Source organism: Variovorax sp. LjRoot130, assembly GCF_964253755.1.
Classification (GTDB): domain Bacteria; phylum Pseudomonadota; class Gammaproteobacteria; order Burkholderiales; family Burkholderiaceae_C; genus Variovorax.
The window spans coordinates 1,112,763-1,134,508 of sequence record NZ_CAXURM020000001.1 but is presented as its reverse complement, the minus strand read 5'-3'; the positions used below and the strand labels follow the sequence as shown (position 1 = coordinate 1,134,508).

The window sequence follows — 21,746 nt, the reverse complement described above, 5'->3', positions numbered from 1 at the left end:
GCCGACCACGCCATGAAACATTTCGACGAGCACAGCACCCGCAGCGCACTGCAGTTGGCCCGCCTGGTGCCCGCCTTGCGCGACGCCTTCGCCGGCGAGGCCAAGGTGCCGCCGCGCCATGTGCATCCCATCGAAGCCGGCGCCGACCGCGGCACGGTGCTGATCATGCCGGCCTGGAGCGATGCGGGCTTCCTCGGCATCAAGACCATCAACATCTTTCCCGGCAACAGTGCGCACGGCCTGCCCGGCCTGCACGCGACCTACGTGCTCTACGACGCACACACCGGCGTGCCGCTCGCGCTGATGGACGGAAACGAGATCACCGCCCACCGCACAGCGGCGGCTTCGGCGCTCGGCGCTTCCTTCCTCGCGCGTTCGGATGCGCGGCGCCTGCTCGTGCTCGGCACCGGCCGCGTCGCGCGCCTGCTGCCGGCCGCGCTTGCCACCGTGCGGGCGATCGACGAAGTGCGGGTGTGGAACCACCGGCCCGAGGGCGCGCAGGCGCTGGCGGCGCAATGGCGCAGCGAAGGCTGGAACGCGCAAGCCGTGACCGATCTCGAGGCCGCCGCGCGCAACGCCGACATCGTGAGCTGCGCGACGCTCGCCACCACGCCGCTCGTTCAAGGCGGGTGGCTGGCGCCGGGCTCGCACCTGGACCTGATCGGCAGCTTCGCGCCGCAGATGCGCGAGGCCGACCCAGCCTGCTTCGCCGGTGCGCGGACCTTCGTCGACACCGACGAAGCGTTGCAGAAGGCCGGCGACCTGCTCGATGCGATCGCGGCCGGCACGCTTTCGCGCGATGACGTGCAGGCCACGCTCGCCGAGCTGTGCCGCGGCACGCACTGCGGACGCGCCGACGACAGCGAGCGCACCGTCTTCAAGGCCGTCGGCAGCGCGCTCGAAGACCTCGCGGCCGCCACGCTGGTGTGGCAGGCCGCTCAGCGAGAGCCTTAGTCCAGCGAGACGTTCGCCTTCTTGATCACGTCGCCGAAGCGCCTGGTCTCGCTCTGCACGAACTGGTTGAACTGCTCGCGCGTGGTCGGGAAGGGTTCGTAGCCGAAGCTCTTGAACTTCTCCTGCACGTCGGCCTCGGCCAGCCCCTTCTCGATGTCGCGCTTGATCTTGTCGGTCACGGCAGCCGGCAGGCCCTGCGGCACCGCGATCGCGTTCCAGCCGGTGACCTCGAAGCCCTGCGGGCCGCCAGACTCACCGACCGTCGGCACCTCGGGGAAGGCTGCGACGCGCTTGGGCGCCGCCGCCGCCAGGAGGCGCAGCTTGCCGGCACGATGCAGCGGACCGGCGGTGGCGCTGGTGCCGAGCGCGAAGGCCAGCTCGCCGGTCGAGACCGAGGTGTAGAGCTGCGTGGTCTCCTTGTAGATCACGTGCTCCATCTGCGTGCCGGTGGCCGATTCGAAGAGTTCCGAGCCCAGATGCACCGGGTTGCCCACCGACCAGGAGCCGTAGTTGAGCTTGCCCGGGTTGGCCTTGGCGTCGGCGATCAGGTCGCCCACCGTCTTGTATTTGCTGTCGGCCGGCACGGTGAAGAAGAAGTAGGCCTTGAACAGCGGCAGCAGGGCGTCGAAGTCCTTGTTCGGGTCGTAGGGCAGCTTCTTGAACAGCGCCGGATAGGCCGCGAGGTGCACGTTGTCGAGCACCAGCAGGTCGTGCCCGTCCTTAGCGCCGCGCTTCCAGGCATCGATGGCGATGAAGCCATTGCCGCCGGGCCGGTTCTCGACCACCACCGGCTGGCCCCAGGCGCGCGAGAGCTTGTCGGCCACCAGGCGCGCCACGCCGTCCGGTCCGCCGCCCACCGGGAAGGGCGTGATGATGCGCACCGGCTTGGTGGGGAACTGCTGCGCGCTGGCGGTTGCGGGCATCAGGCTGGCGGCAGCCAGGGCCGCGACCGCCATCAAGGATCTGAAAAACATGGGAAGTCTCCGGACTTGTAGAAAGAAATTCAGGCGCGGATTCAAGCGGCGGGACCAGCGCGCGCACCGGTCGCCCGCTGCCGCAGTAGGCCCGGCAGCTGGTCGCTTCGGGCGAGTCCGATCAGACGCGTTCGAGGATCACGGCGATGCCCTGCCCCACGCCGATGCACATGGTGCACAGCGCATAGCGGCCGCCCTGCTTGTGGAGCTGATTCACCGCGGTGGTCGCGAGGCGCGCGCCGCTGGCGCCCAGCGGATGGCCGAGCGCGATCGCGCCGCCGTTGATGTTGACGCGCGCGTCGTCGTCCTTCAGGCCCAAGAGGCGCAGCACCGCCAAGCCTTGCGCGGCGAAGGCTTCGTTGAGTTCGATCACGTCGATCTGGTCGAGCGTGAGGCCGGTGAGCTTCAGCACCTTCTCGGTGGCGGGCGCCGGGCCGATGCCCATCACGCGCGGCGGCACGCCGGCCGTGGCCATGCCGACCACGCGGGCGCGCGGCGTGAGGCCGTACTTGGCCGCATGCGCCTCGTCGGCCAGGAGCAAGGCCGCGGCGCCGTCGTTCACGCCGCTGGCATTGCCGGCGGTCACGGTGCCGTCCGGCCGCACCACGCCCTTCAGCTTGGCCAGCGCCTCGAGGCTGGTGTCGCGCGGATGCTCGTCCTTGCCGACCACGATCGCGTCGCCCTTCTTCTGCGGCACGCTGACCGGCACGATCTCGGCATCGAAGAAGCCCGACTTCTGCGCCGCCACGGCGCGCTGCTGCGAGGCCAGCGCCATGCGGTCCTGCGCCTCGCGCTCGATCTTGTAGTCGGTCGCCACGTTCTCGGCCGTCTCCGGCATCGAGTCGATGCCGTACTGCGCCTTCATGAGCTTGTTGACGAAGCGCCAGCCGATGGTGGTGTCGTAGACCGCGTTGGCGCGGCTGAAGGCGCTTTCGGCCTTCGGCATCACGAAGGGCGCGCGGCTCATGCTCTCGACGCCGCCCGCGATCATCAGGCCGGTCTCGCCGGCCTTGATGGCGCGCGCCGCGGTGCCGACCGCATCCAGGCCCGAGCCGCACAGGCGGTTGATGGTGCCGCCGCCGACTTGCTGCGGCAGGCCCGCGAGCAGCGCCGACATGCGCGCGACGTTGCGGTTGTCTTCGCCGGCCTGGTTGGCGCAGCCGTAGAGCACGTCGCTGACGGCCTGCCAGTCGACGTCCTTGTTGCGTTCCATTAGCGCCCTGAGCGGCACCGCACCGAGGTCGTCGGCGCGCACGCTCGACAAGGCGCCGCCGTAGCGGCCGAAGGGGGTGCGAACGGCGTCGCAGATGAAGGCTTGATTCGTCATGGTGTGTCTCTCGTCGAAGTTGTCGTCAGATGGTGATCGGCAGGCCGACCAGCTTTTCGAGCTCGGCATGCTCGAGGCCTTCGACCTTGTCGATCAGCTTCAAGCCCGAGGGCGTGCATTCGAGGGTGGCAAGGTCGGAATACACGCGCTTCACGCAGCCGATGCCGGTCAGCGGATAGGTGCATTGGGCGACGACCTTGCTCTCGCCCTTCTTGGTCAGCAAATCCATCATCACCCAGGTCTGCTTGGCGCCGATGGCCAGGTCCATCGCGCCGCCGACCGCGGGGATGGCGCCTTCCTCGCCGGTGCTCCAGTTCGCGAGGTCGCCGGTGGCCGAGACTTGGAAGGCGCCCAGCACGCAGATGTCGAGGTGGCCGCCGCGCATCATCGCGAAACTGTCGGCATGGTGGAAATACGCGCCGCCGGACAGCAGCGTGACCGGCTGCTTGCCGGCGTTGATCAGGTCATAGTCCTCCTGGCCTTCGGCCGGCGCCGGGCCCATGCCGAGGATGCCGTTCTCGCTGTGCAGGATGACCTCGCGGCCGGCCGGCAGGTGGTTAGCGACCAGGGTCGGCTGGCCGATGCCGAGGTTGACGACGGCGCCGTCGAAGATGTCCTGCGCGACGCGGGCGGCGAGCTGGTCCTTGGTGCGGCGTTGGTAGTTGCTCATGGTCAGGCTGCCTTCTTGAAGCCGCCGGCTTGCGTGGCGACGCGCTCGATCTTGACGATCTGGTGGACGAATATGCCCGGCGTGACGATGGCCTCGGGGTCCATCTCGCCGAGTTCGACGATCTCGTGCACGGTGGCGATGGTGCGGTCGGACGCCATGGCCATCACCGGCCCGAAGTTGCGCGCGGCCTTGCGGTAAGTGAGGTTGCCCCAGCGGTCGCCCTGCTCGGCCTTGATCAGCGCGACATCGCCGCGGATCGGGTACTCCAGCACGTATTGCTTGCCGTCGATCTCGCGGGTCTCTCGATCGCCGGACAGCTGGGTGCCGAAGCCGGTCGGGCAGAAGAAGGCGCCGATGCCGGCACCGGCCGCACGGATGCGCTCGGCCAGGTTGCCCTGCGGCACCAGTTCCAGTTCGAGCTTGCCGGAGCGGTAGAGCTCGTCGAAGACGTAACTGTCGGCCTGCCGCGGAAAGCTGCAGATGATCTTGCGCACGCGCCCGGCCTTCAGCAGCGCGGCCAGGCCGGTATCGCCGTTGCCGGCGTTGTTGTTGACGACGGTGAGGTCCGTGGCGCCCTGCTCGATCAGGCCGTCGATGAGCTCGCCGGGAATGCCGGCGGTGCCGAAGCCGCCGATGAGCACCGTGGCGCCGTCGGGGATGCCGGCCATGGCATCGGCGACCGAGCGCGCGATCTTGTTGATCATGGAATCTGTCTCCGGGGGTGGGAAAAAGCGAAACACCCAGGTTGCGATTTTGTTCGCATACCGAACAAGTGTTCGTATAATGAATTTTAAAGAAGATCCACCGCCATGGCAACCCACAAGCAGCAGCCCACCGCACCCACACCGGGCGACAGCTACGTGCAGTCCTTCGCGCGCGGATTGCAGGTGATCCGCTCCTTCAGCGCGAGCGCACCGCGCCAGACCTTGAGCGAGGTGGCGGCCGCGGCCGGCCTCACGCGCGCCGGTGCGCGCCGCATCCTGCTCACGCTGCAGACGCTGGGCTACGTCGATTCCGACGGCAAGCTCTTCGCGCTGACGCCGCGCATCCTCGACCTGGGCTTCGCCTACCTCTCGTCGATGCCGATCTGGAACCGTGCCGAGCCGGTGATGGAGGCGCTGGTGCAGCAGGTACAGGAGTCGTGCTCGGCGGCCGTGCTCGACGCCACCGACATCGTCTACGTGATGCGCGTGCCGACGCACAAGATCATGCGAATCAGCCTCGGCGTGGGCTCGCGCCTGCCCGCGTACTGCACCTCGATGGGCCGCCTGCTGCTCGCGGACCTGGACGATGAAGAGGTGCGCGCGCGGCTCGAAGCCTCGACGCTCGAAGCCTTGACGCGCCACACCCTGACCGACATCGACGCCCTCTTTGCCAAGGTCGTGCAGGCGCGGCGCCAGCGCTGGTGCCTGGTCAACCAGGAACTGGAAGAAGGCCTGATCTCGATCGCCGCGCCGATCGTCGACCGCGCCGGCCGCATGGTGGCCGCGCTCAACATCAGCGGCCAGGCCAACCGCACCAGCGCGAAGGTGATGCAGGAGACCATGCTGCCCGCGCTGCTGGCCGCGGCGGCGGAGGTTTCGCGGCTGCTTTGAGGCCGGCGGCTCGATGCATGAAAAGCTATGGCGCGCATCTTGCCTCACTGGCAAAATTCGGCGCACGCCTACAGCAGGAGGGGTGCGCCTCGTCGCCATCCCGACACATGTCCATGGAAAGCTGGCAAGACCATGTCCGCAGCACCGGTCCAAATTGCGCTCGAGCCGCTGGCGATGCCCGAGCTGCCGCCCGTGCCGAAGGTGAGCATTGCCATCATCTGCTTCAACTACGGCCGCTTCCTGGCCGAGTGCCTGGAGAGCTGTCTCGCCCAGACCATCCCCGCTGACGAAATCGTGGTGGTGAACGACGGCTCGACCGACGACACCGCGGAGGTGCTGAACGGCTATGCGGCGCGCCTGCCCCAGATCCGGGCGATCCATCAGCCAAACGGTGGAATTTGCTCGGCAACGAATGCCGCGCTCGCCGCATGCTCCGGGGACGTGGTGCTCCTGCTCGATGCCGACGACGCCATCGTGCCGGAGCGCATCGAAAAGGTGCTCGCCGCCTTGCGCGGGCGCGTGAACGGACATCGCCCCGGCTGGGTCCACCACAGCATGATGCGCTTCTCCGAGGTGCAGCCCCGTCTGGGCCTCGCGCCCTACTATCCCGGCGGCAAAGGGCCCGAGGGCTGGCTCGCTTCCGAGGCATTGAAGGCCGCCTCGACCCCGGTGCTCGCGTTGACCTCGGCGCTGGCCTTCAGGCGCGAGGTCCTGGCCGCCATCGGCCCGCTGGACTCCAATCGGCTGATGTACCAGGACCTGCAGCTTTGCACTGCCGCCACGCTGCTCAGCCCGACCGCCTGGATTCCCGAACCGCTGACACGCTATCGCATCCACCTCACGTCCATTTCGTCGGGGTCGATGGTCTCGCTGGAGCAGATCAGGAAGACGCTGCAACGTGCCCGCCGTTTCGATGCCTGGCTGCGCAGCCAGCTCGAGAAGATCAGGCCCGGCTCGGCTTCTTTGTGGCGGCCGCTGGACGACCAAGGGGGCTATCTCTGGCTCACCTTCCTCGAACGCTGGCTGTCCGGGGCCGGCAAGGACCTCGGGCTGCTGTGGAAGGTGCTGCGCCACCCGGACACCCGCCGGGGGCCACGCCAGTACCGCATCTATTACTACGGCAGCGTGCTGCTTCCCAAGGACCTGTTCGTCTCGTATTCGCGGCTGATCTTCGGCAGCAGCCCCGCCAAACTGATGTTGAGAAAATTCCTGCGCCGCGCTTGATTAGGGCCTGCGAACAGCGGCGAACCCGCGCACGGCCCAGGCGCGCGCGCTCAGCGCGATCGCGCCATCGGGCCGGCGCGGCAATGCGGCGCGAATGCGTTCGCGCAGCCTCGACCGATCCGCCTCGTTCAAGGACATCGCATAACCGGGCGCAGGTCCTTGTCCGCCCAGAAAAGGCGTCCAGTAGTCGTCGAAGTCGCGAAACGGCGTCGCGACGTCGAGGGGACGCACTTCGACGGCACGCAATCCCGCCTGGACGAACAGCGCCTCGAGCGGCGCCGGCTGGCAGAGCGGAAATCGCCGCCCTTCGTCGAGTTCAGCGGCCGCCGGATTCAGCTCGACGGCGGCGTCCCAGAAGTGGCACATGAGTTCCATCCGGCCGGCGTAGTCCCACACGTACGCGGCCACCGTCCCTCCGGGCTTGACCGCACGTGCCATCCCGGCGACCGCGCGCCCGGGCTCCGGAACGAAGTTAAGCACCAGCGCGGCGACGGCCGCATCGAAACGCCCCGCCTCGACCGGCAGCTTCTGCGCATCGCCGACCTCGAAGGACGCGCGCGGATCCGGAATATGGCTGCGCGCATGGTCGACGAAGCCTTCAGAGGCATCGGTGCCGAGCACCGAGGCCGGCTGCGCGTGGTCCAGGATGGTCTGCGTGAGGGCCCCGGTGCCGCAGCCGACGTCCAGCCATGCCGACTGCGGCGGCACCCGAAGCCAGGCCAGCAGTTCGGCCGCGACCTTTCGGCTCCAGCGCCCCACGTAGGGCTCGTAGAGATCGCCGGCTGCCCACGTGTCCTTTCTATCCGCCATAGGTGTGCTCCTCCAGGAGATGTCCCAAGAAAGGGATTGTCCGCCTCGCTGGACCTGTTCCGGCAAAGGCGGCATGCGGGAACAGCACGATCCCCTGCCCCATCCAATGGGCACAGGGTCCGACATGCCACCACTTCCATTCAGCACCGCTGCACCGACCTCCGCCTCCGATGCCGAACTGGCCGCTCGCGCTGCGCGTGGCGACATCGATGCCTTCCAGCAGATCATGCGCAGGCACAACCGCCTGCTGTTTCGCACCGGCCGCAGCATCCTGAAGAACGACGAAGAGACGCAGGATGCGCTGCAGGAGGCCTATTTGCGTGCCTGGCGTTCACTCTCCGGCTTCCGTGCCGAGGCGCGCCTGTCCACCTGGCTGGTGCGCATCGTGGTGAACGAGGCGCTGGGGAGGCTGCGCCGCGGCGCCGGTGCCCAGGTGGTCCCGCTCGACGCCGCCACGGATCTGTGCGAAGCGCAAGGAGAAACGTGGATGCACGCGGACGCCGACGAACAGCCTGAGCGCGTGGCCATGCGCGGGGAGATGCGCCACCTGATCGAGTCCGGCATCGATGGCTTGCCCGAAGCGTTTCGCACCGTGTTCGTGCTGCGTGCCGTGGAAGACATGAGCATCGAGGAAGTGGCGGCTGCGCTGGCGATTCCGGAAGCGACTGTGCGCAGCCGCTTCTTTCGCGCCCGCGGGCTGCTGCGCGAGTCGCTGTCGCGCGAAGTCGATGTCGCGCTGAGCGATGCGTTCGCTTTCGATGGCATTCGCTGCGACGCCATCATCGCGCGCGTCATGGCTGGCATCGGCCAAGCCGGCGTTGCGCGCTGAATCCCCCACACGGGTGCTGCGAAAAGGAGCTCCACATGACCACGTCACGTCGTGAATGGCTGGAAGCGAGCGGCGTTGGAACCCAGGTCGGCGCACGAACCGTGCTGATCGCGACCACGACTGCGGTCGCAGCCGCGCTGACTGTCGCGTGCGGCGGTGGCGGGGGTGGAGGCGGCGTCGGTACGGGTGGCGCCGGAGGTCCGGCAGCCGAGCAAGCCGCTCTCGTCGCACAGGGCAAGCAGATCTTCCGCTTCGACACTTTCGGCGACGAAGCCCATTGGACCGGCACGCTGCGGATGCATGAGGTCATCAGTACCGCAGTCAGCCCCGTGACCGCGCTGGCGGTCGGGCTGAAGGTCGACGCCGAGGCGCTGCCGCCGGCCGTGGCGAAGGGCATCCAGGATGGAAGTGTCGATCTCAAGAGTCCCGCCACGACCGTCGCCTTGCTGAAGCTGGACGCTGTGGTCGGCCTCAAGGGCACTGTGGAGACGGTCGGCGGCAAGGATGCGCTGACCCGCGTCGGCGTCACCTGCGCCCTCTGCCACTCGACCGTCGACAATTCTTTCGCGCCGGGCATCGGCAAGCGGCTCGATGGCTGGCCCAATGGGGACCTGAATCCCGGCGCCATCATCGCGCTTTCCCCGGCGGTGGACGCGGCCAAGAAAGCCGTCTATCTCTCCTGGGGCAAAGGCAAGTACGACCCGCGGTTCAACATCGATGGCCTCAACAAGCCGGTGGTCATCCCGCCGGCCTATGGGCTGGAGGGCATTCACAGCGTGACTTTCACCGGCGACGGCGCCGAAATCGCCTACTGGAACCGGTATGTGGCCGTGACCCAGATGGGCGGCCAGGGAAGTTTCTCCGAGCCGCGCCTGAACCTGAACATCACCAACGGCACCGCAGACCTGGTGACGAACAAGTTGCCCGCGTTGCAGGCGTATCAGTTGTCGTTGAAGGCCCCCGCTGCGCCGGCGGGCAGTTTCGACGCCGCTGCAGCCGCGCGGGGCAAGGTGGTCTTCGACGGCGCAGGAAAGTGTGTGAACTGCCACAGCGGCGCCCTCTTCACGGATGCCAACTCGACGCTGCATCCCCCCAGCGACTCGATGGCGGAACCGGAAACGCCGAGCTACGCTTCCCGTTCGGCGACCAGGATGTACCGCACCTCGCCTCTGCGAGGCGTCTGGCAGCATGCGCCCTACTTCCATGACGGGTCCGCCGCCACGCTCGAGGAGGTCGCAGCCACCTACAACACCAGGCGATCGCTGGGCCTCACCCCGCAGGAGATTGCAGATCTCGCCCAGTACCTGAAGTCGCAGTGAGGCGCAGCGGGAGGTGATGTCTCTACGCTGTCTGCCCGGCAATGAACTCGAGGCCAATATCCTCCCGCAGCGGGGGCGTTTGGCCGGCAAGCCTGGCGAGGATGTGGTCGGCGGCGAGCTGACCGATGCGGTAGCGCGGCGATTTGATCGTCGTCAAGCGTAGCGGCACCGCTTCACCGATTTCCAGTCCGTTGAATCCCGCCAGGGCCAGTTGGTCGGGCACCGATATACCGGCAGCCATGCAATGCATGAGGCCGCCCACGGCCATGTCGTCGTTGGAAAAATAGACGGCATCGAGATCCGGGTGCCGGGCAAGCAGTTGCGCCAGACCGGAGCGGCCCAGCAGCAAGGACGACGGCTGGTCGGCGGTGAACCGACCCTGCAACGCGATGCCGCGCTCGGACAGGGCCTGCACGAAGCCTTCCAGGCGCTTGCCAGCACGAAGGTCGCGCTCAAGATTGCCGCCAACGTACCCGATGCGGCGTCGGCCGCTGTCGGTCAGAAACTTGCCGATGTCCCGCCCTGCCGCGACGTTCGAGAATCCCACCGCCATGTCGATCGGCTCGCCATCGATGTCCATCACCTCGACCACGGGACTGCGGACCTCGCGCAACATCTGACGGGCGCGCGGCGTGTGTTCGAGCCCGGCGAGGATCCAGCCCGACGGCCGCCATGACTGCATTGCGGCGATGAGCTGCTCTTCCTTCGCGAGGTCGTAGTCCGACACGCCGATCACGGCCTGGTAGCCGGCCGCCTCGAAGCGCTCGTTCGCTCCGCGCAGGACCTCCGGAAACACGATGTTGCCCAGCGACGGAATGATCACCACCATCAATCGCGTCCTTGCGGTGGCGAGGGCGCCAGCGAGGCGATTCGGCACGTAGCCGAGTGCCGCCACCGCCGCCTGCACCTTGGCGCGGGTCTCCTCGGAGACGTTCACATGGTCGTGCAGCACCCGTGACACGGTCATGCCGCTCACCCCGGCCAGGCGCGCGACCTCGGACAACGTCACGTCGCCAGAAGATTCCTGTCGTTCATCCATCGGGTATTGAATCCCCTCTCATTTGCTCAGGCCCGGACCCGGCGGCGTCAACGTTCGCCGCGAAGCCCGCCGAGTAGCCAAGCATAGCGGCCACTCTCGATGCCTGGGACTGCAGGCCGCATCGCCGTGGGTCCCGCAATGGGCAGGGTAAATACTGAATTGTTTGCGCTAACAGTCGAGCAAAAATGCAATTGTTAGCGCGAACAACCGGAATGGCCCAGCCTCGAGGTTTCCCGCATTCGCTGCGCTGGACCGCTGCCCGTGGACACCGATTCACCACACCACCAGGAGACACCCGTGACCACCATCGCCACATCGCCCCATGAGGGGCCCGTCGTCGCCGAAGCCGATCGAACCTATGCGAAGGTGTTCTGGCGCATCGTTCCGTTGCTCATGCTGTGCTACGTGGTCGCCTATCTCGACCGCGTCAACGTCGGCTTCGCCAAACTGCAGATGTCGCAAGACCTGGGCTTCAGCGAGACCGTCTTCGGCCTCGGCGCGGGCGTCTTCTTCGTCGGCTACTTCCTCTTCGAAGTGCCCAGCAACATCCTGCTGCACCGCGTAGGCGCCCGCGTATGGATCGCCCGGATCATGATCACCTGGGGCCTGCTGTCGGCCGCGTTCATCTGGGTCCAGACGCCGACGACGTTCTACGTCATGCGCTTCCTGCTGGGGCTTGCCGAAGCAGGTTTCTACCCCGGGGTGATCCTGTACATGACGTACTGGTACCCGGCCCATCGCCGGGCCAAGATCATCGCCATGTTCATGTCGGCGATTCCGGTCGCGGGCATTTTCGGCAATCCGCTGTCGGGCTGGATCATGGACCTCTTCCAGGGCACCGGCGGAATGCAGGGCTGGCAATGGATGTTCATCATCGAGGCCCTGCCCGCGCTGGTGATGGGCCTGGTCGTGCTGATGTTCCTCGACAACAACATCCGCCAGGCGAAATGGCTCACCGAGCAGGAAAAGCAACTGCTCGAACGCGAAATCGTCGCCGACCAGAAGGGCACGCAAAGCAAGCATTCGATCGGCGCGATCTTCGGTGACCGGCGCGTCTGGCTGATGTGCTTGATCTACTTCTGCTTCGTGATGGGGCAGTACGGCCTGACATTCTGGATGCCGACCCTGATCAAGGCGACCGGCGTGACCGGCAACCTCAACATCGGCCTCTTCAGCGCCATTCCGTTCGGCTGCGCCATCGTGGCCATGAACCTCATCGGACGCAGCGCCGACGCGCATCGCGAGCGCCGCTGGCACCTGGTTGTTCCCGCGATCTTCGGTGCGGTCGGCTTCATCGTTGCGGCTTCGTTCGTCCACAACACCGTCGTCTCCGTTGCGGCCCTCTCCCTGGCCGCTGCCGGAGTGCTGACGTGCGCGCCGCTTTTCTGGTCGCTGCCGACTTCGTTCCTGTCGGGAGCCGCCGCCGCGGTCGGTATCGCGGCGATCAACTCGGTGGGCAACCTGGCCGGGTTCGTCAGTCCCTACCTGGTCGGCTACTTGAAGGATGCGACGCAAAGCACGCAAAGCGGGATGTACGTCCTGGCCGGCACGCTGGTGGTCGGCGCCATCGCGGTGCTGAGAACGCCTGCGCGCCTGGTCAATCGCTGAGGAGAGCCTCATGAGCAACATTGGAGTCATCGGCCTCGGCGCCATGGGTTCCGGAATGGCAAAGTCGCTGCGCCGCGCGGGCCACGCCGTGCACGTGTGTGATGCGCGCCCCGGCGCGGCAGAAGCCTTCGCGAAGGACGGCGGCGTCGCCTGCGCCTCACCCGCCGAGGTAGGCAAGTCCTGCCATGTGGTCATATCGGTGGTCGTCAATGCGCAGCAAACCGAGGAGATCCTCTTCGGCCCGAACGGCGCCGCTTCCGAGTTGGCCGGCGGCAGCGTGTTCGTGATGTGCTCCACCGTCGACCCCAATTGGTCGATCGCACTGGAATCGCGGCTTGAAGCGCTCGGCATCCTGTACCTGGATGCGCCGATCTCGGGCGGGGCGGCCAAGGCCGCTTCGGGCGACATGACGATGATGACGGCCGGCAAGCCCGCCGCGTTCGAGCGCTGCGAGGGACTGCTGGAAGCGATGGCGGCCAAGGTCTACAGGCTCGGCGACCGCGCCGGCAACGGCAGCAAGGTGAAGATCATCAACCAACTGCTCGCCGGCGTGCACATCGCAGCCGCCGCCGAAGCCATGGCGCTCGGCTTGCGCGAAGGGGTCGACGCCGCCTCGCTGTACGAGGTCATCACGAACAGTGCCGGCAACAGCTGGATGTTCGAGAACCGCATGGCCCACGTGCTGAAGGCCGACTACACACCCCTCTCGGCGGTGGACATCTTCGTCAAGGATCTCGGGCTGGTGCTCGACACCGCACGGGCCAGCAAGTTCCCCTTGCCGCTGGCGAGCACCGCCCACCAGATGTTCATGCAGGCCTCGACCGCCGGTTTCGCGAAGGAAGACGACTCGGCGGTCATCAAGATCTTCCCCGGCATCGAACTGCCGAAGGCTGGACGATGAGCGCCATGGTCGCGAAGCCTCTGCTCGGTTGCATCGCTGACGACTTCACGGGCGCGACCGACCTCGCCAACAACCTCGTGCGCAGCGGCATGCGCACCGTGCAGACCATCGGGATACCCGAGGACGAATCTGCCGCGATCGATGCCGATGCCATCGTGGTGGCGCTCAAATCGCGCACCATCGCGCCGGCCGACGCCGTGGCCCAGTCGCTCGATGCGCTGCGCTGGCTGCGCGCCCAGGGCGTGCAGCAGGTGTACTTCAAGTACTGCTCGACGTTCGACTCGACGCCCGAGGGCAACATCGGTCCCGTCACCGATGCGCTGCTCGACGCGCTGTCCGATCTGCCGGACGGCGAATTCACCATCGCCTGCCCGGCGTTTCCGGAGAACCAGCGCACGATCTTCAACGGCCACCTGTTCGTCGGCGAGCAGTTGCTCAGCGACAGCGGCATGCGCAACCATCCGCTGACGCCGATGACGGACGCCAATCTCGTGCGCGTGCTTCAGCTTCAGACGAAGCACAAGGTCGGGCTGGTGACCTATGACGTGGTCGCGCAGGGTGCGCGTGCCATTCGCGAGCGCTTTGCGGCGCTGAAGGCCGAAGGTGTCCGGATCGCCGTGGTCGACGCGGTCTCCAACCAGGACCTGATACAGATCGGCGCGGCGGTGCAAGACATGCCCCTGGTGACCGCCGGATCCGGCCTGGCGATCGGCCTGCCGCAGAACTGGCAGTTCAACGAACCCGGTGCGGCAGCCGCGAGGGCCGACAGGCTGCCGCCCGCTTCGGGCCTTCGGGCGATCGTGTCGGGGAGTTGCTCGCAGGCGACGAACGTGCAGGTCCTGCACTTCAAGCGCAGCGGGCGGGCAAGCTTTGCGGTCGACCCGCTGGCGATCGCTGCCGGCGACGACGTGGTGGGCGAGGCCTTGGCCTGGGCCGGCGAGCACGTACTCGATGGGCCGGTGCTGGTGTACGCCACCGCCGAGTCGGCTTCAGTCAAGGACGTCCAGGCGCAACTCGGCGTCGCACGTGCCGGCGAATTGGTCGAGGAGGCACTGTCAAGCATCGCGCTCGGACTGGTCGAGCGCGGCGTGCGGCAACTGATCGTGGCCGGCGGCGAGACCTCGGGTGCGGTGGTGCGCGAGCTCAATGTGCGTCAGATGGGCATCGGCCCCCAGATCGACCCGGGCGTGCCGTGGACGGCCGTGCACTCCCCGGCGTGTGCCGGCGAGACGCTGCATATGACACTGAAGTCCGGCAACTTCGGAACGACCGACTTCTTCACGAAGGCTTTCGATCAGCTGGCGGCATGACAAGCGACGTGCGAGAGGAAATCTGCCGGGTTGGCGCGTCGCTGTTCGACCGCCGCTATGTGCATGGCACGGCCGGCAACATCAGCGTGCGCACCGACAATGGCTTTCTGATCACGCCCACCGATGCATGCCTCGGGCAGCTCGAACCGGTGCACCTGGCCGAGGTGGACATCGACGGCGTTCAAACCGGCGGCGGCCCCGCATCCAAGACGCTCGCCCTGCACCGACGCATCTATGCGGCCGACCCGCACGCGCGCTGCGTGATCCACACGCATTCCACCCACCTGGTCGCGCTCTCGCTCGCTGGCGTGTGGAACGCGCACGACATCGTTCCTCCGATCACACCGTACTACGTGATGAAGGTCGGTCACGTTCCGCTGATCCCATACCACCGGCCCGGCGATCCCGCCGCAGGCGACGAAGTGGCACGCCGCATCGTGACGATGCGAGAAGCGGGCACGCCCATCCGCGCCGTGATGCTCGACCGGCTCGGTCCCAACGTATGGCACGGCTCGCCCGCGCAAGCCTGCGCTGTGCTCGAAGAGCTGGAGGAGACCGCGCGGCTTTGGCTGACGGCAAGGCCTCAGCCGCTCTCACCTGAACGTATCGACGAGTTGCGTACCCACTTCGGCGCGCGCTGGTAACACCCCACGAAGGAAGCTCTATGCCCCGCTTTGCCGCCAATCTGACCATGCTCTACCCTGAGCATGACTTTCTCGACCGCTTCGCCGCCTCGGCCGATGACGGCTTCAAGGCCGTCGAATACCTGTTTCCATTCGCCTACGACAGCGCCGTTCTCGCGCAGCGTCTGAGCGACCATGGCCTGCAACAAGTACTGTTCAACGCTCCACCCGGCGATTGGGATGCGGGCGAACGCGGCATTGCGTGTCTGCCCGGGCGCGAACAGGAATTCCGTCGCGGTGTCCTGACAGCGCTGGACTACGCCGAGGCATTGAAATGCCCGCGCGTGCATGCGATGGCAGGGCTTGCGGCGGCGGACGCGGATCGCACCACGCTGCGCCGCACCTACACCGCCAACCTGGCCTGGGCCGCAGAACAGGCGGCTGCTCGCGGCGTCGACATACTGATCGAGCCGATCAACACGCGCGACATTCCCGGATTCTTCCTCAATCGGCAGGATGAGGCGCACGCGGTCGTGGCCGAGGTCGGCGCACGGAATCTGAAAGTCCAGATGGACCTCTACCACTGCCAGATCGTCGAGGGCGATGTGTCGATGAAGCTGCGCAAGTATCTGCCTTCCGGCCATGTGGGCCACCTGCAGATCGCTGGAGTACCGCTTCGGAATGAACCCGACGTCGGTGAACTCAATCACGACTACCTATTCAACTTGATCGATGAATTGGGCTTTGATGGCTGGATAGGCTGCGAGTACCGCCCGAAAGGAGCGACATCCTCCGGCCTGGAGTGGTTCAGACGGCGGACGTGAGTCGAAGTTCGTCAGCACTGATTTCATTCTTTGATCCGGAACCTGTCATGAAGCGTTCACGCCACGCCAAGATCGTCGCCACCCTCGGGCCTGCAAGTGCCGACATTGTCACCATCCGAGCGCTGTTCGACGCCGGTGCCGATGTTTTTCGGCTCAACTTCAGTCACGGAACCCACGCGCAGCATGCCGAGCGCGTCAAGATGATCCGCGAGGTCGAGCACGACGCCGGGCGCCCTATCTCGATCCTGCTCGATTTGCAGGGACCAAAGCTGCGCATCGGGACGTTCGCAGACGGCCCGATCGAGCTGAAGACAGGAGGGGCTTTCCGCCTCGACCTCGATCCGACTCCAGGCAACGCCTCACGGGCACCCATGCCGCACCCAGAGATTTTTGCCGCCCTCAAGCCGGGCACGGACCTGCTGCTCGACGACGGGAAGATATGTCTGATCGTCGAAGCTTGCGGTCACGATTTCGCACAGACCCGTGTGGTCAACGGTGGACGCTTGTCGGAACGCAAAGGCGTCAACGTTCCATCGGTCCTGCTGCCGATCTCAGCCCTCACGGCCAAGGACCGTACCGACCTGACCTTCGGCCTGACGCTGGGAGTGGACTGGGTCGCGTTGTCGTTCGTCCAGCGACCGGAGGATCTCGAGGAAGTGCATGCGATCGTCAAAGGTCGAACCGGTGTCCTTTCGAAACTGGAAAAGCCCGCCGCCATCGAATGCCTCGACGCGATCATCGCCCTGACTGACGCGGTGATGGTCGCCCGCGGCGACATGGGCGTCGAACTGCCCGCCGAGCAGGTACCGCGGATCCAGAAGCGGATCGTGCGTGCCTGCCGCGACGCGGGCAAGCCGGTGATCGTCGCCACCCAGATGCTCGAATCGATGATCGCCGCACCGGTTCCCACCAGGGCCGAGGCCTCCGACGTTGCGACCGCGGTGTACGACGGCGCGGACGCCGTGATGCTCTCCGCGGAGTCCGCTTCCGGCGCCTATCCACGGGAGGCGGTTGCGATGATGGACCGGATCATTGCCGAGGTCGAATCCGATCCCTACTACCGCTCGGGCATGGATGCGTCGCGGAAAGAGCCACTTACGTCAGTGGCAGACGCCGTGTGCCTGTCGCTGCGCGTTACTGCAAGTTTGCTCCCGTTGTCCACCATCGTGACTTACACGCGATCCGGAGCGACAAGCCTGCGCGCAGCACGCGAGCGGCCCGTCGCGCCCGTGCTGAGCATCACACCTGACCTGGGCATCGCTCGGCGGCTCGCGTTGACCTGGGGGGTGCACTCGGTGCATTCCGATGCAGTCATCCAGGACGTGCCCGACATGATCGACAGCGCCTGTGGGCTGGCGCGCCGGGAAGGCTACGCCGTCTCGGGCGACTACGTCGCGATCGCAGCCGGCATGCCATTCGGCGTCGTCGGAACCACCAACTTCCTGCACATCGCGAAGGCTTGAAATCCATGGCCAGATTCAAGGACATCAAGGCCTCGACCGTCGAGTAGAAGCGCACGCGCTTGCCGTGCTGCGTGATGCCCGCCACGCATCACGTCAACTGGCACTGCGCTTGATCTCGCCGCCGCGGGGCGCGGAGCCATACGTACGAGAGTACGGAGAGTTCGCGCGTGAGAACGCAGCAGCGCTACCGAAGCCCGCGCGCCGGGCCACCGCCTTGACGGTGTCGCCGGAGCACTCGCTGCTCACGCGCACGACTCGGATTGCCACGCCCGCCTCGAATGACAGGCGCGACAGGTCCCTTGGTGAAAACCCACTGGCCCACGACTTGCTAAACATCGGCCGATGATCGAAAATTTTCTTTTCTCGCACCACTTTGTAATTTTCTTTTCATATTTCGCACCTTGAAGGGGCGAGCCCGAACCGAATGCTTGCCTCTTCCGCGACTTCCGCAACCACCGTGGCGCAGCGCATCGCGCAGGCCCTGCCGCAGCTGACGCGCTCGCACCGGCAGGTGGCCGACTACGTGCTGGAGCGCCCCTTGCAGGTCGCGACGCTGCCGATCGACGAACTGGCGACGGCCGCCGGCGTGTCGGTGGCCACCGCCAACCGCTTCGCGCGCGCCCTGGGCTTCGACGGCTATGCGAACTTCCGCGCCGAACTGGTCCGCGGCTTCGAGCCCCTGCTGGCGCCGGTGGAACGGCTGCGCGGCAGCCTGGCGCAGCCCTCGACGGTGGCCGAGGTCTTTGCCGCCGCGCTAGAAGAGAGCCGGGGCAACATCGAGGCCACCCGCCAGGCGCTGGACCCGGCCTCCTGCGAGGCGGCGGTGGCGCGCATCCTCGACGCGCGCACCATCTACGTCGTCGGCTTCGGCGCCAGCGCCTGGCTGTCCGGGCTGCTGCAGCATGGCCTGGACACCTACTGCGCCGACGTGCGCCTGCTGCCCTCGGTGAGCGGCGTCACGCACGGCGCGCGCGCCCTGTCGCGCGGCGGGCCGCGCGACCTGCTGGTGGCGCTGAGCTTCCCGCGCTACCTGACCGACACCATGGCGCTGACCGGCATCGCCCGCGCCCAGGGCGTGGGCGTGCTGGCCCTGACCGACCGGCCCAGCTCGCCGCTGGCGCCGCTGGCCGACGTGGTGCTCTATGCGCAGACCGAGACCCGCTACCGCCCCAACTGCGAGACCAGCGTGCTGGCGCTGATCGAGGCGCTGACCAGCGCGGTGGCCTTGCGCGCGCCGGGCGCGTTCCAGGCCGCCGGCAAGATCGTCCACTCGGTCATGCCCTGGCTGCATGGCGCGCAGGACTTGCGGGCCGCCAACGCCGAAAAGAACCAACAGGCGCCGGCGCCGCGCGCGCCGAACAGAAAGAAGAAGGCACGATGAGAACCACACCGGTCATTGCCATCCACGGCGGCGCGGGCACCATCAGCGCGGCGGCGCTGGACGCGAGCGCGGCCGCGGCCTACCACGACGCGCTGCGCACCATCGTGCTCGCCGGCCAGGCGCTGCTGCTGCGCGGCGCCAGCGCGCTGGACGCGGTGTGCCTGGCGGTCGAGATGCTGGAGGACTGCCCGCTGTTCAACGCCGGCCACGGTGCGGTCTTCACCAGCGCCGAGACGCACGAGCTCGACGCGGCCGTGATGGACGGCGCCGAGCTGCGCGCCGGCGCCGTCGCCGGCGTCAGCCGCGTCCGCCACCCGGTGCACGCCGCGCGCGCGGTGATGGACGACGGCGCCCACGTGCTGCTGGCCGGTGCCGGCGCCGAGGCCTTCGCGCGCGGGCGCGGGCTGGAAATGGTCGAACCGGAGTACTTCTCCACCGAGGCGCGCCGCGAGCAGCTGCGGCGCGCGCGCGCCGAAGGCCGCGTCGCGCTCGACCACGACGGCGCGGCACGCGCAGCGGCGCTGTCCACCGCGCCACTGGACGAAACGAACAAGTTCGGCACCGTTGGCGCCGTCGCGCTCGACCGGCGCAGCCATCTGGCGGCTGCCACCTCCACCGGCGGCATGACCAACAAGCGCGTCGGCCGCGTCGGCGACTCGCCGCTGATCGGCGCCGGCACCTATGCCGACGACAAGCGCGCCGCCGTGTCCTGCACCGGCAGCGGCGAGATGTTCATCCGCACGGCCGCGGCCTACGACGTCTGCGCGCGCATGCGCTACGCCGGCCAGTCGCTGGCGCAGGCCGCGCACGCCGTGATCATGCAGGCCGTACCTGCCATCGGCGGCAGCGGCGGCCTGATCGCCATCGACCGCGCCGGCAACGTCTGCCTGCCCTTCAACACCGAGGGCATGTACCGGGGCCATGCGCGCGGCGCCGAGCCGCCGCACACTGCCATCCATCGATGAACGCTGCCACCATGTCCGCCGTCCTCTCCGCGCCAACCGCGACATCCGCCGCACTGGAGCTGCCCGGCCAGCGCGTGCTCGCCGTCGACGCGCTCACCGTGCGCTTCGCGAGTTCCGAGCGCACCGTGGACGCGGTGCGCGAGCTGTCCTTCCACGTCGACCGCGGCGAGACGCTGGCCATCGTCGGCGAGTCGGGCTCGGGCAAGTCCGTCACCTCGCTGTCGCTGATGCGTCTGGTGGAATACGGCGGCGGCCGCATTGCACAAGGCCGCATGGCCTTCCGGCGCCGCGACGGCCGGGTGCTCGACCTGGCGCGGGCCTCCGACGCGACGATGCGCGGCATCCGCGGCGCCGACATCGCGATGATCTTCCAGGAGCCGATGACCTCGCTGAACCCGGTGTTCACCGCCGGCGACCAGATCGCCGAGGCCATCGCCATCCACCAGGGCAAGGACCGCGCCGCAGCAGCCGCCGAGGCGCTGCGCATGCTGGAGCTGGTGCGCATTCCCGAAGCACGCAGCGTGCTCGCGCGCTACCCGCACCAGCTCTCGGGCGGCATGCGACAGCGCGTGATGATCGCGATGGCGCTGTCGTGCCGGCCCTCGCTCCTGATCGCCGACGAGCCGACCACCGCGCTCGACGTGACGATCCAGGCGCAGATCCTCCAGCTCATCCGCGAGCTGCAGACCGAGATGCAGATGGGCGTGGTGTTCATCACGCACGACATGGGCGTGGTCGCCGAGGTGGCCGATCGCGTGCTGGTGATGTACCAGGGCGACAAGGTCGAGGCCGGGCCCTCCGAGCAGTTGTTCGCGGCGCCGCAGCATGCTTACACGCGTGCGCTGCTCTCGGCCGTGCCGCACCTGGGCGCGATGCGCGGCACCGACCTGCCCCGGCGCTTCGAGCTGCTGCAGGTCGACGCCGTGGGCGCCCGCGTGAGCGTGAGCGATGCGAGCCCGCAGGACACCGTGCAGAGCGACCAGCCACCGATCCTGCGCGTGAAAGACCTGGTGACCCGCTTCGAGTTGAAAAGCGGCCTCTTCAGCCGCGTGACGCGCGTGGTGCATGCCGTGGAACAGATCAGCTTCGATCTGCGTGCCGGCGAGACCCTGGCGCTGGTCGGCGAATCGGGCTGCGGCAAGTCCACCACCGGCCGTTCGCTGCTGCGCCTGGTCGAGAGCCAGGGCGGAGCGATCGAGTTCGACGGCCGCAACGTCCTCACGCTGCCCACCGGCGAGCTGCAGGCGCTCAGGCGCAACATCCAGTTCATCTTCCAGGACCCCTTCGCCTCGCTCGACCCACGCCTGACGGTGGGCTTCTCGATCATGGAGCCGCTCCTGGTGCACAAGATCGCGAGCGGCGCCAAGGCGCAGCAGCGCGTGCGCTGGCTGCTCGAGAAGGTCGGCCTGCCGGCCGACTACGCGCAGCGCTACCCACACGAGTTCTCCGGCGGCCAGCGCCAGCGCATCGCCATTGCGCGCGCGCTCGCGCTCAACCCCAAGGTGGTGGTGGCCGACGAGTCAGTGTCGGCGCTGGACGTGTCGATCCAGGCGCAGATCGTCAACCTGATGCTGGACCTGCAGCGCGAGCTGGGCATCGCCTTTCTGTTCATCTCGCACGACATGGCCGTGGTCGAGCGCATCAGCCACCGCGTGGCCGTGATGTACCTGGGCCAGATCGTCGAGATCGGCCCCAGGCGCGCGATCTTCGAGAATCCGCAGCACGCCTACACGCGCAAGCTGATGGCGGCCGTGCCGGTCGCCGATCCGGCGCGCCGCAACCGCGACCGGCCGCTGCTGCAGGGCGAGATTCCCAGCCCCATGCACCCCGTGGGCTACGAGCCCGGCGTCAAGCCGCTCGTCGAGGTAGGCCCCGGCCATTTCGTCGCGCAGCACCCGATCAACTGATTTTCAACGTCACCGACTTCAAA

Annotated in this window: 20 protein-coding genes; 14 read left to right on the top strand and 6 right to left on the bottom strand. The window is 67.5% G+C overall.

The genetic code is table 11. The annotated features are described in order from the left end of the window. The first annotated feature begins 12 nt into the window (after positions 1-12). Positions 13-954, top strand: coding sequence for an ornithine cyclodeaminase family protein (locus ACSQ86_RS05670; RefSeq protein WP_436302949.1), 942 nt, complete (start codon positions 13-15; stop codon positions 952-954). Here ACSQ86_RS05670 and ACSQ86_RS05665 read toward each other — a convergent pair. From ACSQ86_RS05665 to ACSQ86_RS05650, 4 genes are all read right to left on the bottom strand, one after another. Further along, positions 951-1,928 carry a Bug family tripartite tricarboxylate transporter substrate binding protein gene (locus ACSQ86_RS05665; protein ID WP_436302948.1) on the bottom strand — a complete coding sequence of 326 codons (978 nt, stop codon included), beginning with the start codon at positions 1,926-1,928 and terminating at the stop codon, positions 951-953. The two genes, ACSQ86_RS05670 and ACSQ86_RS05665, sit on opposite strands and share 4 nt — an antisense overlap. A 121-nt stretch (positions 1,929-2,049) precedes the next feature. Further along, the gene (pcaF, locus tag ACSQ86_RS05660) at positions 2,050-3,255 is read right to left on the bottom strand and encodes a 3-oxoadipyl-CoA thiolase (RefSeq protein WP_436302947.1); all 1,206 of its coding nucleotides are present in this window, start codon (positions 3,253-3,255) and stop codon (positions 2,050-2,052) included. 25 nt (positions 3,256-3,280) lie between these two features. After that, entirely contained in the window at positions 3,281-3,925 is a 645-nt protein-coding gene (locus ACSQ86_RS05655) for a 3-oxoacid CoA-transferase subunit B (protein ID WP_093111553.1), read from the bottom strand. A 2-nt stretch (positions 3,926-3,927) separates the two neighbouring features. Continuing rightward, entirely contained in the window at positions 3,928-4,629 is a 702-nt protein-coding gene (locus tag ACSQ86_RS05650; protein WP_436302946.1) for a 3-oxoacid CoA-transferase subunit A, read from the bottom strand. A gap of 105 nt (positions 4,630-4,734) precedes the next feature. Here ACSQ86_RS05650 and ACSQ86_RS05645 point away from each other — a divergent pair, with 105 nt between their 5' ends. Both ACSQ86_RS05645 and ACSQ86_RS05640 read left to right on the top strand, forming a co-directional pair. Then, on the top strand, positions 4,735-5,520 hold the full coding sequence (locus tag ACSQ86_RS05645) for an IclR family transcriptional regulator domain-containing protein (RefSeq protein ID WP_436302945.1): 786 nt from the start codon (positions 4,735-4,737) through the stop codon (positions 5,518-5,520). Positions 5,521-5,694: 174 nt separating this feature from the next. Further along, positions 5,695-6,744 (top strand): glycosyltransferase family 2 protein, encoded by a 1,050-nt coding sequence (locus tag ACSQ86_RS05640; protein WP_436302944.1) that lies wholly within the window; start codon positions 5,695-5,697, stop codon positions 6,742-6,744. On the opposite strand, the gene ACSQ86_RS05635 is transcribed toward ACSQ86_RS05640, so the two are convergent. Beyond that, complete coding sequence (locus ACSQ86_RS05635; protein WP_436302943.1) at positions 6,745-7,554, bottom strand: class I SAM-dependent methyltransferase; 810 nt, start codon at positions 7,552-7,554, stop codon at positions 6,745-6,747. It abuts the gene before it with no gap. A gap of 124 nt (positions 7,555-7,678) precedes the next feature. Here ACSQ86_RS05635 and ACSQ86_RS05630 point away from each other — a divergent pair, with 124 nt between their 5' ends. Next, a complete protein-coding gene (locus ACSQ86_RS05630; RefSeq protein ID WP_436302942.1) occupies positions 7,679-8,383 on the top strand; it encodes an RNA polymerase sigma factor in 705 nt (234 codons plus the stop codon). 101 nt (positions 8,384-8,484) lie between these two features. Beyond that, on the top strand, positions 8,485-9,702 hold the full coding sequence (locus ACSQ86_RS05625) for a c-type cytochrome (RefSeq protein ID WP_436302941.1): 1,218 nt from the start codon (positions 8,485-8,487) through the stop codon (positions 9,700-9,702). Positions 9,703-9,724: 22 nt separating this feature from the next. Here ACSQ86_RS05625 and ACSQ86_RS05620 read toward each other — a convergent pair whose 3' ends face one another. Then, the gene (locus ACSQ86_RS05620) at positions 9,725-10,741 is read right to left on the bottom strand and encodes a LacI family DNA-binding transcriptional regulator (RefSeq protein ID WP_436302940.1); all 1,017 of its coding nucleotides are present in this window, start codon (positions 10,739-10,741) and stop codon (positions 9,725-9,727) included. A gap of 297 nt (positions 10,742-11,038) precedes the next feature. Here ACSQ86_RS05620 and ACSQ86_RS05615 point away from each other — a divergent pair, with 297 nt between their 5' ends. From ACSQ86_RS05615 to ACSQ86_RS05575, 9 genes are all read left to right on the top strand, one after another. Further along, positions 11,039-12,349, top strand: coding sequence for an MFS transporter (locus tag ACSQ86_RS05615; RefSeq protein WP_436293719.1), 1,311 nt, complete (start codon positions 11,039-11,041; stop codon positions 12,347-12,349). Positions 12,350-12,359: 10 nt separating this feature from the next. After that, complete coding sequence (gene ltnD / locus ACSQ86_RS05610; protein WP_436302939.1) at positions 12,360-13,250, top strand: L-threonate dehydrogenase; 891 nt, start codon at positions 12,360-12,362, stop codon at positions 13,248-13,250. Positions 13,251-13,255: 5 nt separating this feature from the next. Then, positions 13,256-14,560, top strand: a complete 1,305-nt coding sequence (gene otnK / locus ACSQ86_RS05605; RefSeq protein WP_436308604.1) for a 3-oxo-tetronate kinase — start codon at positions 13,256-13,258, stop codon at positions 14,558-14,560. Continuing rightward, the gene (locus tag ACSQ86_RS05600; RefSeq protein ID WP_436302937.1) at positions 14,557-15,204 is read left to right on the top strand and encodes a class II aldolase/adducin family protein; all 648 of its coding nucleotides are present in this window, start codon (positions 14,557-14,559) and stop codon (positions 15,202-15,204) included. Before otnK ends, ACSQ86_RS05600 begins: the two co-directional genes overlap by 4 nt. Positions 15,205-15,224: 20 nt before the next feature. After that, positions 15,225-16,007 carry a 2-oxo-tetronate isomerase gene (gene otnI / locus ACSQ86_RS05595; protein ID WP_436302936.1) on the top strand — a complete coding sequence of 261 codons (783 nt, stop codon included), beginning with the start codon at positions 15,225-15,227 and terminating at the stop codon, positions 16,005-16,007. 47 nt (positions 16,008-16,054) lie between these two features. Continuing rightward, complete coding sequence (gene pyk / locus ACSQ86_RS05590; protein ID WP_436302935.1) at positions 16,055-17,470, top strand: pyruvate kinase; 1,416 nt, start codon at positions 16,055-16,057, stop codon at positions 17,468-17,470. A 424-nt stretch (positions 17,471-17,894) separates the two neighbouring features. Then, positions 17,895-18,851 (top strand): MurR/RpiR family transcriptional regulator, encoded by a 957-nt coding sequence (locus tag ACSQ86_RS05585; RefSeq protein ID WP_436293723.1) that lies wholly within the window; start codon positions 17,895-17,897, stop codon positions 18,849-18,851. Continuing rightward, positions 18,848-19,816: an isoaspartyl peptidase/L-asparaginase family protein gene (locus ACSQ86_RS05580; RefSeq protein ID WP_436302934.1), complete on the top strand. Its 969-nt coding sequence runs from the start codon at positions 18,848-18,850 to the stop codon at positions 19,814-19,816. Before ACSQ86_RS05585 ends, ACSQ86_RS05580 begins: the two co-directional genes overlap by 4 nt. An 11-nt stretch (positions 19,817-19,827) precedes the next feature. Beyond that, on the top strand, positions 19,828-21,723 hold the full coding sequence (locus ACSQ86_RS05575; RefSeq protein ID WP_436308603.1) for a dipeptide ABC transporter ATP-binding protein: 1,896 nt from the start codon (positions 19,828-19,830) through the stop codon (positions 21,721-21,723). Positions 21,724-21,746 lie beyond the last annotated feature (23 nt).

What these genes read in the sequence shown, in the direction of transcription:
- ACSQ86_RS05635 (WP_436302943.1), bottom strand. Translation starts at nt 7,554, where the DNA reads ATGGCGGATAGAAAGGACACGTGGGCAGCCGGCGATCTCTACGAGCCC.
- pcaF (WP_436302947.1), bottom strand. Translation starts at nt 3,255, where the DNA reads ATGACGAATCAAGCCTTCATCTGCGACGCCGTTCGCACCCCCTTCGGC.
- ACSQ86_RS05600 (WP_436302937.1), top strand. Translation starts at nt 14,557, where the DNA reads ATGACAAGCGACGTGCGAGAGGAAATCTGCCGGGTTGGCGCGTCGCTG.
- otnI (WP_436302936.1), top strand. Translation starts at nt 15,225, where the DNA reads ATGCCCCGCTTTGCCGCCAATCTGACCATGCTCTACCCTGAGCATGAC.
- ACSQ86_RS05655 (WP_093111553.1), bottom strand. Translation starts at nt 3,925, where the DNA reads ATGAGCAACTACCAACGCCGCACCAAGGACCAGCTCGCCGCCCGCGTC.
- ACSQ86_RS05620 (WP_436302940.1), bottom strand. Translation starts at nt 10,741, where the DNA reads ATGGATGAACGACAGGAATCTTCTGGCGACGTGACGTTGTCCGAGGTC.
- ACSQ86_RS05670 (WP_436302949.1), top strand. Translation starts at nt 13, where the DNA reads ATGAAACATTTCGACGAGCACAGCACCCGCAGCGCACTGCAGTTGGCC.
- ltnD (WP_436302939.1), top strand. Translation starts at nt 12,360, where the DNA reads ATGAGCAACATTGGAGTCATCGGCCTCGGCGCCATGGGTTCCGGAATG.
- ACSQ86_RS05585 (WP_436293723.1), top strand. Translation starts at nt 17,895, where the DNA reads ATGCTTGCCTCTTCCGCGACTTCCGCAACCACCGTGGCGCAGCGCATC.
- otnK (WP_436308604.1), top strand. Translation starts at nt 13,256, where the DNA reads ATGGTCGCGAAGCCTCTGCTCGGTTGCATCGCTGACGACTTCACGGGC.
- ACSQ86_RS05630 (WP_436302942.1), top strand. Translation starts at nt 7,679, where the DNA reads ATGCCACCACTTCCATTCAGCACCGCTGCACCGACCTCCGCCTCCGAT.
- ACSQ86_RS05650 (WP_436302946.1), bottom strand. Translation starts at nt 4,629, where the DNA reads ATGATCAACAAGATCGCGCGCTCGGTCGCCGATGCCATGGCCGGCATC.
- pyk (WP_436302935.1), top strand. Translation starts at nt 16,055, where the DNA reads ATGAAGCGTTCACGCCACGCCAAGATCGTCGCCACCCTCGGGCCTGCA.
- ACSQ86_RS05580 (WP_436302934.1), top strand. Translation starts at nt 18,848, where the DNA reads ATGAGAACCACACCGGTCATTGCCATCCACGGCGGCGCGGGCACCATC.
- ACSQ86_RS05665 (WP_436302948.1), bottom strand. Translation starts at nt 1,928, where the DNA reads ATGTTTTTCAGATCCTTGATGGCGGTCGCGGCCCTGGCTGCCGCCAGC.
- ACSQ86_RS05575 (WP_436308603.1), top strand. Translation starts at nt 19,828, where the DNA reads ATGTCCGCCGTCCTCTCCGCGCCAACCGCGACATCCGCCGCACTGGAG.
- ACSQ86_RS05645 (WP_436302945.1), top strand. Translation starts at nt 4,735, where the DNA reads ATGGCAACCCACAAGCAGCAGCCCACCGCACCCACACCGGGCGACAGC.
- ACSQ86_RS05640 (WP_436302944.1), top strand. Translation starts at nt 5,695, where the DNA reads ATGCCCGAGCTGCCGCCCGTGCCGAAGGTGAGCATTGCCATCATCTGC.